This window comes from Planktothrix paucivesiculata PCC 9631, assembly GCF_900009265.2.
Taxonomy (GTDB): Bacteria; Cyanobacteriota; Cyanobacteriia; order Cyanobacteriales; family Microcoleaceae; genus Planktothrix; species Planktothrix paucivesiculata.
On the sequence record NZ_LR735013.1, the window covers coordinates 13260 to 31354 of the forward strand.

The 18095-nt window shown below is 39.6% G+C and carries 12 protein-coding genes and 2 rRNA genes; 9 read left to right on the forward strand and 5 right to left on the reverse strand.

The annotated features are described in order from the left end of the window. Nucleotide 1 precedes the first annotated feature (1 nt). From nadC to rrf (PL9631_RS10615), 3 genes are all read right to left on the reverse strand, one after another. Nucleotides 2–853, reverse strand: a complete 852-nt coding sequence (gene nadC / locus PL9631_RS10605) for a carboxylating nicotinate-nucleotide diphosphorylase (protein ID WP_083620237.1) — start codon at nucleotides 851–853, stop codon at nucleotides 2–4. Nucleotides 854–1026: 173 nt separating this feature from the next. After that, a 5S ribosomal RNA gene (rrf, locus tag PL9631_RS10610) occupies nucleotides 1027–1143 on the reverse strand. Between the two features lie 313 nt (nucleotides 1144–1456). Then, a 5S ribosomal RNA gene (rrf, locus tag PL9631_RS10615) occupies nucleotides 1457–1573 on the reverse strand. A gap of 400 nt (nucleotides 1574–1973) precedes the next feature. Here rrf (PL9631_RS10615) and PL9631_RS10625 point away from each other — a divergent pair. From PL9631_RS10625 to PL9631_RS10635, 3 genes are all read left to right on the forward strand, one after another. After that, a complete protein-coding gene (locus tag PL9631_RS10625) occupies nucleotides 1974–2504 on the forward strand; it encodes a hypothetical protein (RefSeq protein ID WP_083620024.1) in 531 nt (176 codons plus the stop codon). Between the two features lie 43 nt (nucleotides 2505–2547). After that, nucleotides 2548–3513 (forward strand): J domain-containing protein, encoded by a 966-nt coding sequence (locus PL9631_RS10630; protein WP_083620026.1) that lies wholly within the window; start codon nucleotides 2548–2550, stop codon nucleotides 3511–3513. 115 nt (nucleotides 3514–3628) lie between these two features. Continuing rightward, the gene (locus PL9631_RS10635; protein ID WP_083620029.1) at nucleotides 3629–4975 is read left to right on the forward strand and encodes a P-loop NTPase fold protein; all 1347 of its coding nucleotides are present in this window, start codon (nucleotides 3629–3631) and stop codon (nucleotides 4973–4975) included. A 155-nt stretch (nucleotides 4976–5130) separates the two neighbouring features. On the opposite strand, the gene psbA is transcribed toward PL9631_RS10635, so the two are convergent. Beyond that, nucleotides 5131–6213, reverse strand: coding sequence for a photosystem II q(b) protein (gene psbA, locus PL9631_RS10640; RefSeq protein ID WP_083620031.1), 1083 nt, complete (start codon nucleotides 6211–6213; stop codon nucleotides 5131–5133). Between the two features lie 204 nt (nucleotides 6214–6417). Here psbA and PL9631_RS10645 point away from each other — a divergent pair, with 204 nt between their 5' ends. The 3 genes from PL9631_RS10645 to PL9631_RS10655 all read left to right on the forward strand — a co-directional run bounded on the left by PL9631_RS10645 (nucleotide 6418) and on the right by PL9631_RS10655 (nucleotide 8294). Then, nucleotides 6418–6921, forward strand: a complete 504-nt coding sequence (locus PL9631_RS10645) for a DUF3122 domain-containing protein (protein ID WP_156090513.1) — start codon at nucleotides 6418–6420, stop codon at nucleotides 6919–6921. A 65-nt stretch (nucleotides 6922–6986) separates the two neighbouring features. Continuing rightward, complete coding sequence (locus tag PL9631_RS10650; protein ID WP_083620240.1) at nucleotides 6987–7850, forward strand: shikimate dehydrogenase; 864 nt, start codon at nucleotides 6987–6989, stop codon at nucleotides 7848–7850. A gap of 12 nt (nucleotides 7851–7862) precedes the next feature. After that, nucleotides 7863–8294, forward strand: a complete 432-nt coding sequence (locus tag PL9631_RS10655) for a hypothetical protein (protein WP_083620037.1) — start codon at nucleotides 7863–7865, stop codon at nucleotides 8292–8294. Between the two features lie 6 nt (nucleotides 8295–8300). Here PL9631_RS10655 and PL9631_RS10660 read toward each other — a convergent pair whose 3' ends face one another. Continuing rightward, complete coding sequence (locus PL9631_RS10660) at nucleotides 8301–10490, reverse strand: serine/threonine-protein kinase (RefSeq protein WP_083620041.1); 2190 nt, start codon at nucleotides 10488–10490, stop codon at nucleotides 8301–8303. Nucleotides 10491–10604: 114 nt separating this feature from the next. On the opposite strand from PL9631_RS10660, the gene acs reads away from it, so the two are divergent. The 3 genes from acs to PL9631_RS10675 all read left to right on the forward strand — a co-directional run bounded on the left by acs (nucleotide 10605) and on the right by PL9631_RS10675 (nucleotide 18052). Beyond that, nucleotides 10605–12572, forward strand: coding sequence for an acetate--CoA ligase (acs, locus tag PL9631_RS10665; protein WP_083620044.1), 1968 nt, complete (start codon nucleotides 10605–10607; stop codon nucleotides 12570–12572). 139 nt (nucleotides 12573–12711) lie between these two features. Continuing rightward, nucleotides 12712–15192: an MASE1 domain-containing protein gene (locus PL9631_RS26720; RefSeq protein WP_083620045.1), complete on the forward strand. Its 2481-nt coding sequence runs from the start codon at nucleotides 12712–12714 to the stop codon at nucleotides 15190–15192. Between the two features lie 46 nt (nucleotides 15193–15238). Continuing rightward, entirely contained in the window at nucleotides 15239–18052 is a 2814-nt protein-coding gene (locus PL9631_RS10675; RefSeq protein WP_197046327.1) for a hybrid sensor histidine kinase/response regulator, read from the forward strand. The last annotated feature ends 43 nt before the right edge of the window (nucleotides 18053–18095 follow it).

Below are 18095 nucleotides of genomic sequence, written 5' to 3' on the forward strand. Positions count from 1 at the left end.
TCTACATTTTCATACTTAAATCTAACCAATTTGAACGGGTAATCGGTGCACTGGTTGAAATATAATCAACTCCCGTTTCCGCAATTGAACGAATAGTTTCTAAGGTAATATTTCCTGATGCTTCTATTTTAATTCGGGACTTATCTTGACGAATTATATCAACAGCTTCTCTCATTAACTCTAAGGACATATTATCTAACATAATAATATCCGCTTGATTTTCCAACGCTATTTTAACCTGTTCTAAGGTTTCTGTTTCCACTTCAATAGTTAAAGGATAGGGCATTGTTTCTCTAATTGTAGTAATCGCTTCTGCTATTCCCCCCGCCACCGCAATATGATTATCTTTAATCATAATTGCATCATCTAATCCCATCCGATGATTTTTTGCCCCTCCCACTTGAATTGCATATTTTTCCAATACTCTTAATCCGGGTGTGGTTTTGCGGGTATCAACTAATTGACAGGGTAAATCAGCGATCGCTTCTACATATTTCCTTGTCGCCGTCGCAATTCCACTCAGTCGCATCGCTAAATTTAATGCTACTCTTTCACCCATTAATAACGCTTCTAAACTCCCCTCTAAAATAGCTATTTTTCTACCTTTTTCACAGGATTCTCCCTCTTTAACTAAAAAAGTAAATTTCATCTGATTATCTAACAGTTTAAACACTCTTTCAGCTATAGGTAATCCGGCAATTACACCCTTTTCTTTAACAATCCAATCGGCAGATTTAATCTGATTTCCGATTAATAATCCTGCGGTCGTGCGATCGCCTCGTCCAATATCTTCTAATAACCATTGTTGTAATAGGGGATCTAAAATAACCCTCGGGGGTAATATTGCCTTCATATTTAATCTATTAGGAATGTCAAAACATCCTATAATACCGGGGGCAAAGAAACAAGAAACCCGGTTTCTATATAAACCCTGATTTGCCATCCTAAATCTTGAAAGAAACCCGGTTTCTAATACTAAAGCCTCCTTCCGATTTATCACTGGAAGAAGGCTCTAGTTTGATATTAACCTGGCACCGAGCTATTTTTCCAGGCGGCTACCCGCCAAGTATCTTCGCCGTATCAGCGTTTCACTTCCGAGTTCGAGATGGATCGGAGTGGTTCCACTGAGCCATAGGCACCAGGAAAGCTTTATAAAACTTTTCCTGTTTTGGAGGGTTTGGCGTTCTTGTGGTTCGCTCGTTTCTCCCTCACGAATTACTAATCTACTCCCTTTCTCTAGGAATGTCAACCCCTTTTTCAAAAAAGTTTTTTTGATCCTCTGATTCCTCTTGCTGACGGGGTTTGACGGATCAAACGGGTCAAAGAAACTGGGTTTCTGTACAGATTCCCTATTCTTATCCCAAATTTGGATGAGAAACCGGGTTTCTGAGGATATTAAAATACAAAAAACCCCCTTCCGATTTATCACTGGAAGCGGGTTTTTTGTTTGATATTAACCTGGCACCGAGCTATTTTCCCAGGCGGCTACCCGCCAAGTATCTTCGCCGTATCAGCGTTTCACTTCCGAGTTCGAGATGGATCGGAGTGGTTCCACTGAGCCATAGGCACCAGGAAAGCTTTATAAAACTTTTCCTGTTTTTGAGGGTTTGGCGTTCTTTTGGTTCGCTCGTTTCTCCCTCACAACTTACCAATCTACTCCCTTTCTCTGGGAATGTCAACCCCTTTTTCAAAAAAAGTTTTTTGCTCCTCAACCTGAGCTACAACAGAAGACAGAAACCCATTTAGGAAATCATGATTCAGTTTAACCTACCCCAGCCCCCCACCTTTGAACGAATCGAAGATGAACGCCTGCATCGTCAGCAACGGTTAGCCACCGCCTTTCGATTCATTTAACCTTTAGTCAAGTTGGCAGTGCTTATCTGGGGTGGTTTAGTTTTCAGTCGTTATATGACAAAATTGTCGCAGCAGAACCGCATTTATTAGGATAATATTCTGATTTAGGGGATTTCATCATGCCAATTGATTTACCTTGGGCTTTAGTATTTGTGATCATTGCTGGACTGATTCCCGCATTAAAAACAATTAACAATAATCCGATTTCTCCTCGTCAAAATTTATTACAACAATCTACATCTGTGACGATTGCTAAAAATGCAGCCTCAATGTTTAGTGATGTTAGGTTAGTGAGCGTTGGAGAAGGAAGTGTAGTGCGTTATTTTATTGAGGGTAAAGTAAAAAATACCAGTTCAATACCCATGCGATCGCCAAAAGTTATTTATCGAGAATATCAACAACAGAATGATCAGTTAGTAGAACTAGAAACTTTAGAAGCAACGGTTAACCCAACGGAACTTCAACCGGGAGAAACAGGCATATTTGGTCACAGGGTCAACAGTCCATCAGAGGTAATTTTAATTGATAGTTTAATTTCTTTAGATCGAGAAAAAATTGAAGTAAATGAATGTTACGCCAATAATTTAGAACGCCGAGAACTTTGTCGTAGACAATTAAATCCGCAAGGAGTTTATTCTTTATTGCAATAATTGTGAGTAGTAAAAAATCAGCGAAGGTCAACAAATTTCAAACGTGGAGATTGAAAAGTCCTATAAAATCTTAGACCTAGAACCCGGAGTAAGCTTAGAGGAAGTCAGACAAGCCTATCGCCATCTAGCATTGATATGGCATCCCGATCGCTATCCCCAAAATTCTCCCTTACAAATCCAGGCTGAAGCTCAATTCAAAGAAATTAGCGATGCCTACGAAACCCTAAAAACCCATTTAACTCACCCTACCTCCCCTACCTCCCCTACCTCCCCTGCCCNCTGGCTCACGGCGGTATTTGTTTGTTATACCCTGATCGCTTGGATTTTAATAACTTTGAAGATTCCCTTCTGGGTTTGGATATTTGGCCTAATTGCTTGGTTTACGATTACCTTGGTCGCCAGTGAGGATTCGGATTCCTCCCAACCTTGGTTAATCTCATTGATGTTTGCTGGGGCGATCGCAGGTTGGGTTCTAGGAAATCAAGCGGGGGGCATGATTACCGCAACAGTATGGGGGATGGTTGGCATCGGATTAGGGGCGATCGCGGGCTCAGAAACAGCCTCTAAATCGCTAATTGGACTATTGACGCTGATGGGAATTGCCGCCATTGCCGGATTAATTGCCGGAACTCGCCGGGGAAATTGGGTGGGTTCATTTGTGGGTGGCGGTTTTGGGGTAATTATGGGATTAATGTTAGGAATTATTTTGGATGCGATGTTTCAATCCAGAGCCAAACTGGGAACGGGGAGTTTATTTGGATTAGTATTAGGAGGATGGATTGGGGCTTGGATGGGAGCGGGACAAAAAGCCATGATTCGGGTGATCGAACGCCTACAGCCAGAAGTGATTATTGCAGCTTGGGGTGCGATCGCCTTGGTTGCCGGAGTCGTGGCGCAAATGGTAGCCGGGGAAAAATTACTGGCGTCGTACAATGGGTTTTATACCTTTTTGATTTTAGGGATAATTTCCGGCCTTGGTTTTAGTTTTGGGTTGTGGTTAGCCTACTAATCCTTTGAAACTAAAGATTTATATTGAATCGCAGAAAATCGGGAACATTGAAACATCGATTTATGGTCTAAGGGTAATAGAGATCCTGTCAAATTTGTAACTTTATTTAACAACAATGGAACTTGATTTATCTCGTTTTTTTAAAGCTTCTAATCCGGCTGAAACCCTAGATGTGGAAAACCCGGAAGATAAACAATATTATATTGATTTTTCTCCCGCACGGGGAGGGAAACTGATTGAGCAAATTTCCCGAACCATTACCCGTTTATCGCCCGATCGCCCCACTTGTCAACTTTTTACCGGTCATGTTGGATCAGGGAAATCAACGGAATTACTCCGACTTCAATCTCAACTCAAAAAAGAAGGATTCCATGTCGTTTATTTTGAGTCGAGTAAGGATTTAGATATGGGGGATGTGGATATCACGGATATTTTATTAGCGATCGCCCGTCAAGTCAGCGAAAGTATTGAACTGCTAAAAATCAAATTACAACCTAAAGGTTTTAAGAGTTTATTAAGTGGAGTAATCGGGGTTTTAAATACAGAAATTGATTTAAAAGGAGATCTGAATTTACCTGGAATTGGCACAGTTAGTGCGAATACGGAAGGAGAGTTTTCCCTTTCCACGGGAATTGGTAATATTACCGCTAAAACCAAAGATAGCCCAGATTTGAGATCTTTATTACGTCAATATTTAGAACCTCGAACCAATAATATTTTAGAGGCAATTAATAAAGAATTATTGGAACCCTCAATCGGGCAATTGAAACAAATGGGGAAAAAGGGTTTGGTGGTCATTGTTGATAATTTAGACCGAATCTCTGGTAGCCCAATGAGTACCGGACGTCCACGACCCGAATATTTATTTATTGATCGAGGCGAACAACTGAATAAACTCAATTGTCATGTTGTCTATACGATTCCATTAGGTTTAATTTTTTCTAATGATTTGGGACAACTGATGAATCGCTTTGGGAGTGACCCGAAAACCTTACCCATGGTTACGGTAAAATTTGAAGATGGAACACCCTGTGAAGAAGGGATTGAACTATTACGACACATGGTAATGGCGAGAGCATTTCCGGGAATTGATTCCCAAGAATATACAAATTTAGTAACACAAATTTTTGATAATCATGACACCTTAGATCGACTTTGTACAATTAGTGGTGGTCATGTTCGGAGTTTACTAATTTTGTTATATAGCTGTTTACAAAGAGAAGATCCTCCATTAACCAGACAGTCCTTAGAGGAGGTAATTTTGCAACGGCGTCACCAATTAACCTTAGCAATTGAAGCCAATGAAAGAGAAATGTTGCGTCAAGTTGCAGCAACCAAAAAATTAAGTGGTCAAATGGAATATCAAACCCTATTAAGAAGTTTATGGGTGTTTGAATATCATCAATCCCAACATTTTTGGTATGACGTTAATCCGATTTTGGTAGAAGCTCAGGAATTTTGAACAGGAATTTATAGGGATTAAAGCGATTGCACGGATTTTAGCTGGGCTTTACCTAGCTATTTTTGATTTTTATAGTGCTACGCGCTATGGACAAAAAAATGACACCACAAAACGCCTTCCTTTCGGAAAGCGTTTTTTATGATTTAAGTCAAGAATTAAGCATTAACTTTAGGAGCAACTAAAGCTACGGGAATAGATTCACCAGAAGCTAAGTCTAAGGGGAAGTTGTGGACATTGCGTTCGTGCATTGCCTCAATTCCCAAGTTGGCGTGATTGATCACATCAGCCCAGGTATTAATCACTCGACCCTCTGCATCCAGTAAGGACTCGTTAAAGTTAAAACCATTCAGATTGACAGAGAAGCAAGCCACCGCTAGGGATGCACACCAGATCCCAACCACCGGCCAAGCACCTAACAGGAAGTGTAAGCTCCGGCTGTTGTTGAAACTAGCGTACTGGAAGATTAAACGACCGAAGTAACCATGAGCCGCAACAATGTTGTAGGTTTCTTCTTCTTGACCGAATTTGTAACCCTGGTTTAGAGATTCATTTTCGCTAGTTTCACGAACTAAAGAAGATGTCACTAACGATCCGTGCATGGCTGCGAACAAAGATCCACCAAAAACACCGACCACACCCAACATATGCAGGGGGTGCATTAAAACATTATGTTCGGCTTGCAGGACGATCATAAAGTTGAAAGTGCCGGAAATCCCTAGGGGTAAACCATCGGAGAAAGAACCCTGACCAATGGAATAGACCAGCAACACCGCAGTAGCAGCAGCTACAGGAGCACTATAGGCAACAGCAATCCAAGGTCTCATCCCTAAACGATAGGATAATTCCCATTCCCGACCCATGTAGCAAAAAATGCCGATCAGGAAGTGAAACACAATCATTTGGTAGGGGCCACCGTTATACAGCCACTCATCAATATTTGCGGCTTCCCAGATGGGATAGAAGTGCAGACCAATGGCATTGGAACTAGGCACAACCGCCGCCGTGATGATGTTATTTCCGTAGAGCAGTGCACCGGAAACAGGTTCGCGGATACCGTCGATATCCACCGGAGGTGCGGCAATAAAGGCAAGGATGAAGCAGATGGTGGCTACCAGTAAGGTCGGAACCATCAAAACCCCAAACCAGCCCAGATACAGGCGGTTTTCGGTACTTGTGACCCAGTTACAAAACCGTTCCCACAAGTTTTCACTTGACTGTCTTTGAATGGAAGTTGTCATTGGAGTTATGTATTGCGTATGTAATTTTCAAGGTGCGGTATTTCGCTAATTGGTTTTACAACCATATAGTTATACTATTTTATTTTTTTAAATTTGTATATAGGGTTCAAATAAAAAAAATATTGTTTTTTGAAGAAAAAGATAATCTATGCTAATATATCGCCATCTCTCACATCAGGAGAGGAATAATTTACAAGCAGGGGAATGATGTTGAAATTATTAACCCAAACCGTAGTCATCGGGATGATTTTGTTGTTTTTAAGCTTAGGGAGCCAATTTTTCATCCTAGAACCGGCCCACGCCACTATCGGGCAGCAACAGGAAGCCCCTGGACAAATGTTGTATCAATCCCGTCATAGCTTACGAGACGAAACCGGGACTGCTTGGCAAGTTGTTCTATTTAAACGGGTCAAGAATGATCAAATTGACACCATTAATTTACGTTTAGTGGGATTTCCGAATCAGGCTGTATTTCTTCATCCTCAAGGGTTAGAAATTATGACTTCTCAAGGAAGACTGTTTCAAGCTGAGGATCAATTTGCTAAAAAGTCGCCAGCCGCTAATGTTGCTGAATATAACCTCAAGGAAATTTTGCCTCAACTCTCCTCAACAGAACAGGTAAAACTACATTTACCATTAGAGGATCAACAACACACTCTAATTCTTCCTTCTCCTATTATTTTAGAATGGCAAGAATTGATTAAATAGGAGAAAATATCAAAGAATATGGAATGAGGATGGCGAAAAAGACTGTAAATCTATTTAATAATATTATGATTAAAGGAACAACAAAACTATTAGGAGTAATCGGTGATCCGATTGAACATTCCCTTTCTCCGGTGATGCACAATGCGGCGATCGCCCATTTGGGAGTGGATTATGTTTACCTGCCTTTTGCTATTTCTCCCGAGGATTTAAAAACCGCCCTTGAAGGATTTGCAGCCATGGGAATTCAGGGATTTAATATTACTATTCCCCACAAACAGGCGATTTTACCCTTTTTATCAGAAGTAACCACCCTAGCCCAATCTGTCGGGGCGGTGAATACTGTTTGGCGGACTCAAAAAGGCTGGAGTGGCACAAATACCGATGTTGTGGGTTTTCTGACTCCCTTAGAGGTGCATCATCAAAACTGGAATGATCAGGTGGCTGTGATTCTGGGATATGGTGGGGCGGCGCGGGCGGTGGTGGCCGGATGTGCCCAGTTAGGGATCGGGGAAATTTATGTGGTGGGTCGTGACCCCCAGAAATTGGCCACATTTCAACAGAGTTGGATCGCGTCCCCCCTCTCGGTAGCGGTCAAAACCTGTCCCTGGGAACAATTATCGAGTCTCCTTCCCCAAGCTGACCTGCTGGTGAATACAACCCCGGTGGGAATGTATCCTCACGTCGGGGAGTCTCCGGTTGAAGCGTCGGTGATGGATAAAATTAAACTAGGTGCGATCGCCTATGATTTAATTTATATTCCTGAAACTACCCAATTCTTGAATTTAGCCGCCGCCAGAGGTGCGATAATTTTAAATGGATTACCAATGTTAGTAATTCAGGGAGCCGCTGCCTTAGAATTATGGTTACAGCAACCTGTTCCTATCGAGATTATGCGTCAGTCTCTGCAACAATATCTAAATCTAAAATAATTTAAAATTCCCATGAAATTTAGAATTTTACCCGTTATTTTTTGCCTGTGTTTCTGGGTTTTAATTGCCAGTTTTTGGACTCCTCCCGCTTGGGCATCTATTCCCATTCAACTCCAAGATTTAAGTTATAAAGACTGTCCTCCTGAATTAGCAGAAGGCTATGTATCTAGTGGGTCAAGTCAGGATGCCTACTGTTTTATTATTACCGGAAAAGCCAATAATACATCGGGAAAAGTCGTTGTAGATGCCGATATTTTTGGTAGAATTTATGATGCTACTAATAACCCTGTGATGCAAAATCGAGGACGCTTAGGGAATATTGATACAGTTCCCCCGGGTATTAGTGATTTTGAGTTTAGAATTTCTGTTCCTTCTAACCTGGAAACTCCTCTGCAACTCAAGCAATTTAAAGCCTCTGGTTTTACCAATCGAATTGGCAGATAAACTCAATTACCCCCCCGATTGTAACCGTTTAATTTGGAACTGGGCATCTTTATAACCGCCCGTTAAGCCTTGTTCCAAATAGAGTTTGCCCGCCTGTTCAAAATCACTAATAGCGCCACTTTTATCACCGATTTCAATTCTAACTAATCCTCGTCCATAATAAGCCGCAGCATAGTTAGGTTTCAGACGAATGGCTTGGGCATAATCGGCGATCGCCTTATCATAATTTTTCATTCTAACATGAACTTGGGCACGATTTCCATAAGCTTCGGCGTCATTGGGATTAATATTAATTCCTTGGGTATAATCGGCAATTGCTCCTTCATAATCCTGGGCTGCGGAACGGGCTAATCCTCGATTACTATAGGCTTTATAATCATCTCCTTTAATTTCAATAGCTTTTGAACAATCTTCAATCGCTTGGGGATAATTTTTTAAATTCAAATTAGCAATACAACGATTATTATAGGCGACTTCATTGGGAGTTCTATTAATCGCTTCCGTGCAATCTTTAATCGCTTGATTATAGTCCCATAAATTGATATAAACACTACAACGATTAGCGTAGGCTTCCGAATTATTCGGATCAATTTGTAAGACGGTATTATAATCCCCTAAGGCGCCTTGATAATCTCCTAAATGAAATCTCGCCCGACCTCGATCATAATACCCTATAGGGTTTTTAGGTTCTAGGCGAATCGCTTCCGTATAATCGGCCATTCCTGATTGTAAATCCCCGGATTTAACTAATGCAGTCCCTCTAGCGCGATAGACTTTGGCTTGTTTGGGTTGCAGTCGTAAAACCGTATTATAATCTTCAATAGCGGCGGCATAATCTTCTAAGTCATAATGAATTAAACCTCTTTTATAGAAAGCATCTCCATCCTGTGGTTCTTTTTTTAAGACTTGGTTAAAATCCGCTAAAGCCCCCGATAAATCTTTCACATCATAACGGGTTAACCCTCGATTAAAATAGGCATTCACATAGTTTGGGTCGAGTTCAATCGCTTTTGTATAATCTTCTAAAGCTTGTTTATATTCCTTTAAATCATAATAGGAATTAGCCCGTTTGTGATAAGCCTCGGGATTGTTTGGATTGAATTTAATCGATTGAGTAAATAACCTAATCGCGCCTTTTGCATCCCCAGCCTCAGATTTTTCGATACCTTTTTTAAACGTATTTTGAGCTTTCAAAGGACTGGGACGATTTAAAACTTGAATTAACCCAAAAATTACAATTAAACCCACTAATCCGGTGATCGTGATGGCGCCTATTTTTGGCCAAGGAATCGGTAGCTTTTCCTCTTGGTAAACCGGAAAGTTTTTTAACTTACTAATATTAAATCCCGAACGTCCCGTCGCCTTTCTTAAATCATCTAAAACATCAATAACATTCAGATAGCGTTTGCTATAATAAGGGTGTACCATTCTATCAATCACTTGGGCTAATCCCGCACTAACTTTGGCATAACTTTGCCAACTCAATTCTCCGGTGCTCGATAAATTTGGATCTTGTAACTTAGGTAAATCTGAAGCTTCTAACCCTGTAATGGCTTGAATGGCAATCATCCCCACGGCATAAATATCACTATTATATTGAGGATGACCTTGGAACTGTTCAATGGGCATATAAAACGGAGTTCCCGTGGCTATGGTTCGTAATCCTTGACCATTACCATCGGCGAGTCGGGTACTGACTTCTTTGACGGAACCAAAATCAATTAATACTAATTTTTTATCGGATTTACGACGGATTAAATTAGAAGGGTTAACATCCCGATGAATCACTTGATTATCATGGACAAACACTAAAATTTCTAAAATATCTTCGATTAATAAAATCACCTGTTCTTCTGACCAAGGAACCCCAGGAACCAACTCTTTCATAAGAGGCTGTCCACTAACGAATTCTTCGATCAAATAAAATTGATTGTGATCTTCAAAATAAGCTAATAATTGGGGAATTTGATCATGTTTTCCCAATCGTTCTAAGATTTCTGCCTCTTGGCGAAATAATCGTAATGCGGTCTTTAAAGTATTAGAATTATTATTAGGTGGTCGCAATTGTTTGACCACACATTGGGGATGACCCGGACGTCGGGTATCCGCAGCCAAATAGGTTTGTCCAAAGGCTCCTGAACTCAGGACTTGAACAATCCGGTATCTTCGATCTAATAATTGACCAATCATTTCCATAAACAGTAATTAGTAAATAGTAATCACAAAAGTTAAGAATTATCAAGCCAATTCTTAACTCTTAACTCTTAACTCTTACACTGATAACTGATTACCGATTACTGATAACTGATTATGTCACAACCTACGATAGAATCGATTCTGCAAGAAAATCGGTTGTTTCAACCTAATTCTGAGTTTTCCCAGAATGCCCACATTAAAACCTTAGAGGAGTATAAACAACTCTATGAAAAAGCTAAAGCCAACCCCGAAGCGTTCTGGGCAGAACTAGCGGAAACAGAACTCCATTGGTTTCAAAAATGGGATCAGGTTTTAGACTGGCAAGCACCCTTTGCCAAATGGTTTGTCAATGGCAAAATTAATATTTCCTATAATTGTTTAGATCGGCATTTAACCACTTGGCGGAAAAATAAAGCCGCCTTAATTTGGGAAGGAGAACCGGGCGATACCCGAACTTTAACTTACTTCCAACTGCATCGAGAAGTCTGTCAAATGGCGAACGTTCTCAAACAGTTAGGAGTGCAAAAAGGCGATCGGATTGGCATCTATATGCCCATGATACCCGAAGCCGCCATTGCCATGTTAGCCTGTGCCCGCATTGGTGCGCCCCATACCGTTGTTTTTGGCGGGTTTAGTGGAGAAGCACTCAAAGATCGCTTAGTCGATGCGGAAGCCAAATTAGTGATTACCGCCGATGGGGGCTGGCGCAAAGATGCCATTGTTCCCCTAAAAGAACAGGTGGATAGGGCCATTGAAGCGGGGGCGACCTGCGTTGATAACGTTTTAGTGGTACAAAGAACTAACCAAAAAATTAATATGGAACCGGGACGGGATCATTGGTGGCATGATCTCAGACAGGGGGTTTCCGCCGACTGTCCCGCCGAACCGATGGATAGTGAGGATATGCTGTTCATCTTGTATACCAGTGGAACAACGGGCAAACCCAAGGGCGTTGTCCACACCACGGGCGGGTATAACCTCTACACCCACATTACGAATAAATGGGCTTTTGACTTACAGGATACCGATGTCTATTGGTGTACGGCCGATGTCGGTTGGATTACTGGACACAGTTATATTGTCTATGGGCCCTTATCCAATGGGGCGACAACCTTAATGTATGAAGGAGCGCCGCGTACTTCTAACCCGGGTTGTTTCTGGGATGTGGTGGAAAAATACGGGGTGACGATATTCTATACCGCACCCACCGCGATTCGGTCATTTATGAAAATGGGGGAACATCATCCCAAGTCCCGTAATTTATCCTCTCTACGGCTCTTAGGAACCGTGGGAGAACCCATTAACCCAGAAGCTTGGATGTGGTATCAACGAGTTATTGGAAACGGTCAATGCCCGATTGTCGATACCTGGTGGCAAACGGAAACGGGCGGGTTCATGATTACCCCCTTACCCGGGGCGACTCCCACCAAACCCGGTTCGGCTACCTTACCCTTCCCGGGGATTTTAGCGGATGTGGTGGACACCGAAGGAAATCCCGTAACCGATGATAGTGGGGGCTATTTGGTGGTGCGGTATCCCTGGCCGGGAATGATGCGGACGATATATGGTGATCCTGACCGCTTCCGTCGGACATATTGGGAATATTTGAAACCAAAAGACGGTATTCCCCTCTATTTTGCCGGGGATGGAGCCCATCAAGACCGGGATGGCTATTTCTGGGTTATGGGTCGGGTGGATGACGTGATCAATGTGTCGGGACATCGTTTAGGGACAATGGAAATTGAGTCGGCGTTAGTGTCCCATCCGGCGGTGGCTGAGGCGGCGGTGGTAGGTAAACCCGATGAGATTAAGGGGGAGGAGATTGTGGCTTTTGTCACCTTGGAGGAAGGCAAGGAAGCCTCGGAGGAGTTGGCTAAGGAATTGAAAAAGCACGTTGTCGGTGAAATTGGGGCTTTAGCCCGTCCCGGGGAAATTCGGTTTACGGATGATTTACCCAAAACCCGCTCTGGGAAGATTATGCGGCGGTTATTGCGATCGCTGGCTGCGGGTCAGGAAATTACCGGAGATACCTCTACCTTACAGGATCGGAGTGTATTAGAAAAATTACGGGGCGGTGCGTAATTATTTGTAGGGGCGGGTTCATCGAGATTTAGGTGATTAACAACACATATAAAAGAACCCGCCCGTACCAGTTATCAGTGTTAATTTTGTGATCTTCCCTGATAAACCAGGGATTTTTTTTAATATTTAAAATTTATCAATGAAATTAAGGCAAAAAATTCGGCGATCGCTATCCAGAAACTATAAGTTTCAACTCATCACATTTACTGTCATTTATATTGCAGGGATGAGTCTAGCAATAAAACTTCAGTTAATAGATCCTCTTGCTCTAGCTGTCTGGCCACCTGCCGGAATCGCCCTAGCACTAATGTTATTATTTGGGATTAGGGTTTGGCCCGGTATAGTCATTAGTTTTATCTTATTAAACATCATTTTTTTTTCAGATGAGTTTGATTTTACTACATCAATTATGCCTGCAATTGGTGAAATATTACAAACTATATTTGCAGTCAAATGTTTAAGTTATTTTAAGTTTGATCGCCGTTTAAATCGTTTAAGTGATGTCTTTAAGTTGATATTTTGGGGGGCGATAATTTCTACTCAAATTAAAACAATTTTGCAAGTCTCAACTATTTGTTTATTTAAAGAAGGGATGTGGCGTGATTTTGTTTGTGTATCTCCTTTAGGAGATTGGAGTAATTTTATTAATCTTTTTTGGAATTGGTGGCTAGGAAATGTCATGGGAATATTAATTTTTACTCCCTTAATTTTATTGTTATATCCAAATAAGTTGCTACCCGATCAGCAAATTTTATCCGAACCAGAATTACTGAGAAAAAGGGTAAAATCTTTGCTTCTGTTGAGTATAATTACCATTGTTAGTTCTCTAATCTTTTTTCAAAAAATAGATAAGCATCTTGCCAATTATCCCATAGAATATTTGCCTTTACCTTTTATTATTTGGGCAACTTTAAAATTTGATCAAAGAATCTCGATTATCGCTACATTGTTAGTATCAATGATCTCGATTTTATCAAATTTTTATGATGGTGGCCCATTTATAGCAAGAACAAGTAATATCAGCGAGGCAACTCTATTATTACAAACATTTATGGCTGTAACAACTATTACTAATCTAGTATTATTAGCTACAGTTAGTGAACGGATACAAGCAGAAAAGCAGTTACAAAAATTAAATCAAGAGTTAGAAAATCGTGTAAAGGAACGCACAGCAGAGTTAGCAATTGCTAAGGAAAAAGCCGAGGTAGCAAATCAGGCTAAAAGTACATTTATTGCTAATATGAGTCATGAATTGCGGAGTCCATTAAACGCAGTTATTGGTTTTTCGCAGTTAATGTTACGCACAAAAGATCTACCTTCTGAACAGTACGAAAATGCTGGTATTATTCATCGTAGTGGGGAATATTTATTAACTTTAATTAATAATGTTTTAGATTTTTCTAAAATTGAAGCTCAGAAAACTACTCTGAATCAAAAAGATTTTGATCTATATCAATTGTTAGATGATTTGGAAGATATGTTACATTTAAGAGCGTTTAATGCGGGATTAGAATTGATTTTTGTCCGTGGAGAAAATCTACCTCGTTATCTTTATGCTGATGGAGTAAAACTACGTCAAGTTTTATTAAATTTATTAGGCAACGCGATTAAATTTACATCTCAAGGTGAAGTGATTGTAAGGGTTAATAGCCAGGAAAATAAAGAGAACCAAAATCAGACTTTAAATTTTCAAATTGGCGACACAGGAAAAGGAATTTCTCCAGCAGAATTAACTCAATTATTCGAGGCATTTTCTCAAACCGAATCAGGACGAGAATCCCAAGAAGGAACAGGATTAGGATTAGTAATTAGTCGTCAATTTGTGCAGTTAATGGGGGGAGATATTACGGTAGAGAGTGAATTAGGAAAAGGGACAACTTTTCAATTTTCGATTCCAGTACAATTAGGTAAAGAATTAACTAAAATTGAACAAATTAATTCCCAACGGGTGTTAGCACTAGCACCCGAACAAGCGACTTACAAAATCTTGACGGTAGATGATAAAGCGATTAATTGCCAATTATTAACAAAATTACTTTCCCCTTTAGGATTTGAGGTTAAACAAGCCAGTAATGGACAGGAAGCTATTAATATTTGGCAAGAATGGCAACCTCATTTAATATTTATGGATATGAGAATGCCTGTAATGGATGGTTATGAAGCTACTAAATATATTAAGTCAACTACTCAAGGTAATGCTACCGCGATTATTGCTTTAACTGCCAGTGTTTTAGAAGAAGAAAAAGCGATTACTTTATCAGCAGGATGTGATGATTTTATGAGAAAACCCTTTAAAGAATCTACAATTTTTGAAATCTTAACAAAGCATTTAGGAGTCAAATATATTTATGAAAATATGACAGATGGGAATAGTCAAATAGGAGGGAAAATTAATGAATTACCCCGACTAACTACAGAACAATTCCAAGTCATGCCCCAGAAATGGGTGTTCAGATTATATCAAGCAGTTCTCGAAGCAGATGAGCAGCAAATCATGAAATTAATCCCAGAAATTCCTGAAACCGAATCTTGTTTGGCTAAAAGTTTGACTAAACTGGTGCGTCAATTTCAATTTGAGCAAATTATTGATTTAATCGAACCTTTAACAATGGACAATTGACAAGCGATAATTGATAATTTTTATAAATAAAATTCCTGATTACTTAATGATGACTAGCGATCGCGCCGATAAAACCCCAAAAACTCGACAAATTCCCCTAAGATTACTGCTAATTGTCCCCTTTGTCTTGCAAATTGTGGGAGCAGTAGGATTAGTAGGTTTTCTTTCCTATCGCAGTGGACAAGAAGCGGTAGAAGATATGGCAATATCTTTGATGTCAGAAATAGGCGATCGCATTGAACAAAGCTTAAACAGCTATCTCAATGCACCGGAACAAGTTGCTCAAACTAATGCCTCCCTCATCCGTCAAGGAATTTTAGATTACCAAAATTTACCCGCCCTGCAAACACACTTTGCCCAGCAAATGCAAATTTTTCCTAGTGTGAGTATGGTGAAAATTGCTAACGAAAAAAAAGACTATATATCAGTTTCACGAGACCTATCATCTGATCAGCTTATTGTGAGGATTATAAATACTTCAGAAAGCAATAATCACTATCGTTACCGAGTAGATATAACAGGTAAAACTCATAAGTTACTGGACATTAGGACTGACTATAATCCTCATAATGACCCTCCTGGGAAGCCTTGGTATAGTGAGGCAAGGGAAGCCAAGATCGGAACTTGGGGCATTTTTGTCAATTTATCACAGGGAAAAAATCGCCCGCTTCTGTCTGCAACTTATCATTTGCCATTTCAAGATGCACAGGGACAATTTCAAGGGGTACTTGGTTCTAATCTATATCTACCTCTGTTTGGAGACTTTCTCCAAGGTCTAAAAATTGGGAACACAGGGCAAGCATTTTTGATCGATCAACAAGGACAAATGATTGCTAATTCTGTTAATGAAGTACCATTTATAGCTACCGCGAAAAGTGAGTTATCTCAAAATGTTGATGCTAATTCACGACGCTTAAAAGCAACCGCTAGTACAAATAAACTCATTCGATTAACCTCCCAATATTTAACAGATCACTTTAAACTACAAGATATTCAAAAAATTCAAAAATTTAATTTATCAGTGGATGGTCAGAAATATTTTGTGCAGGTTCTTCCTGTGAACAAACAAAATTTAAACTGGCTAACAGTTATTGTTATTCCTGAATCTGACTTCATGGAACATATTCAGGAAAATGCCCATTTAACAATTGTCTTGTGTGGTCTAACTCTTGTTGTTGCCACAATAATTGGTATTCTTACTGCTCGATGGATTACTAAACCAATTTTACAATTAAGTCAAGTAAGTCAGGCTTTAGCATTAGGTGAATGGCAAAAGTCTGATCAAAAAAATGATTTAATAAGAACTAAAAATATTACAGAAATATCAACTCTTGCCCATTCATTTAATATTATGGCAAGTCAGTTACAAGAATCTTTTGAAACTTTAGAAAATCGAGTAGAAGAACGCACAGCAGAGTTAGTTATTGCTAAGGAAAAAGCAGAAGTTGCTAATCAGGCTAAAAGTAGCTTTATTGCCAATATGAGCCATGAATTACGGAGTCCATTAAACGCAGTTATTGGTTTTTCGCAGTTAATGTTACGCGCAAAAAATCTACCTTCTGAACAATACGAAAATGCGGGAATTATTCAACGAAGTGGGGAATATTTATTGACTTTAATTAATAATGTTCTCGATTTTGCCAAAATTGAAGCCCAAAAAACTACTTTAAATCCAAAAGATTTTGACTTATATCAATTATTAGATGATTTAGAGGATATGTTACATTTAATAGCCTTTAATGCTGGATTAGAATTAATCTTTGATCGGGGTGAAAATTTACCGCGTTATATTCATACAGATGGGGTAAAATTACGTCAGGTTCTACTAAATTTATTGGGTAATGCGATTAAATTCACCCATCAAGGTGAAGTGGTTTTGAGTGTGAACTCAACAGCCGATGAAATAGATGAAAAATATAGTTTAAATTTTAGTATTCTTGACACTGGTGTGGGAATTTCATCTGAAGAATTAACTAAATTATTTGAGGCATTTTCTCAAACCGAATCAGGACGAGAAGCCCAAGAAGGAACAGGATTAGGATTAGTAATTAGTCGTCAATTTGTGCAGTTAATGGGGGGAGATATTACGGTAGAGAGTGAATTAGGAAAAGGGACAACTTTTCAATTTTCGATTCCAGTACAATTAGGTAAAGAATTAACTAAAATTGAACAAATTAATTCCCAACGGGTGTTAGCACTAGCACCCGAACAAGCGACTTACAAAATCTTGACGGTAGATGATAAAGCGATTAATTGCCAATTATTAACAAAATTACTTTCCCCTTTAGGATTTGAGGTTAAACAAGCCAGTAATGGACAGGAAGCTATTAATATTTGGCAAGAATGGCAACCTCATTTAATATTTATGGATATGAGAATGCCTGTAATGGATGGTTATGAAGCTACTAAATATATTAAGTCAACTACTCAAGGTAATGCTACCGCGATTATTGCTTTAACTGCCAGTGTTTTAGAAGAAGAAAAAGCGATTACTTTATCAGCAGGATGTGATGATTTTATGAGAAAACCCTTTAAAGAATCTACAATTTTTGAAATCTTAACAAAGCATTTAGGAGTCAAATATATTTATGAAAATATGACAGATGGGAATAGTAAAATAGGAGAAACAATTCATGAATTACCCCAACTAACTACAGAACAATTTCAAATCATGCCCCAAGCATGGCTGCTCAGATTATATCAAGCAGTTCTCGAAGCAGATGAGCAGCAAATCGTGAGATTAATCTCAGAAATTCCCGAAACCGAAGCTGCTTTCCCTAAAAGTTTGACTAAACTGGTGCGTCAATTTCAATTTGAGCAAATTATTGATTTAATCGAACCTTTAACAATGGACAATTGACAAGCGATAATTGATAATTTTTATAAATAAAATTCCTGATTAC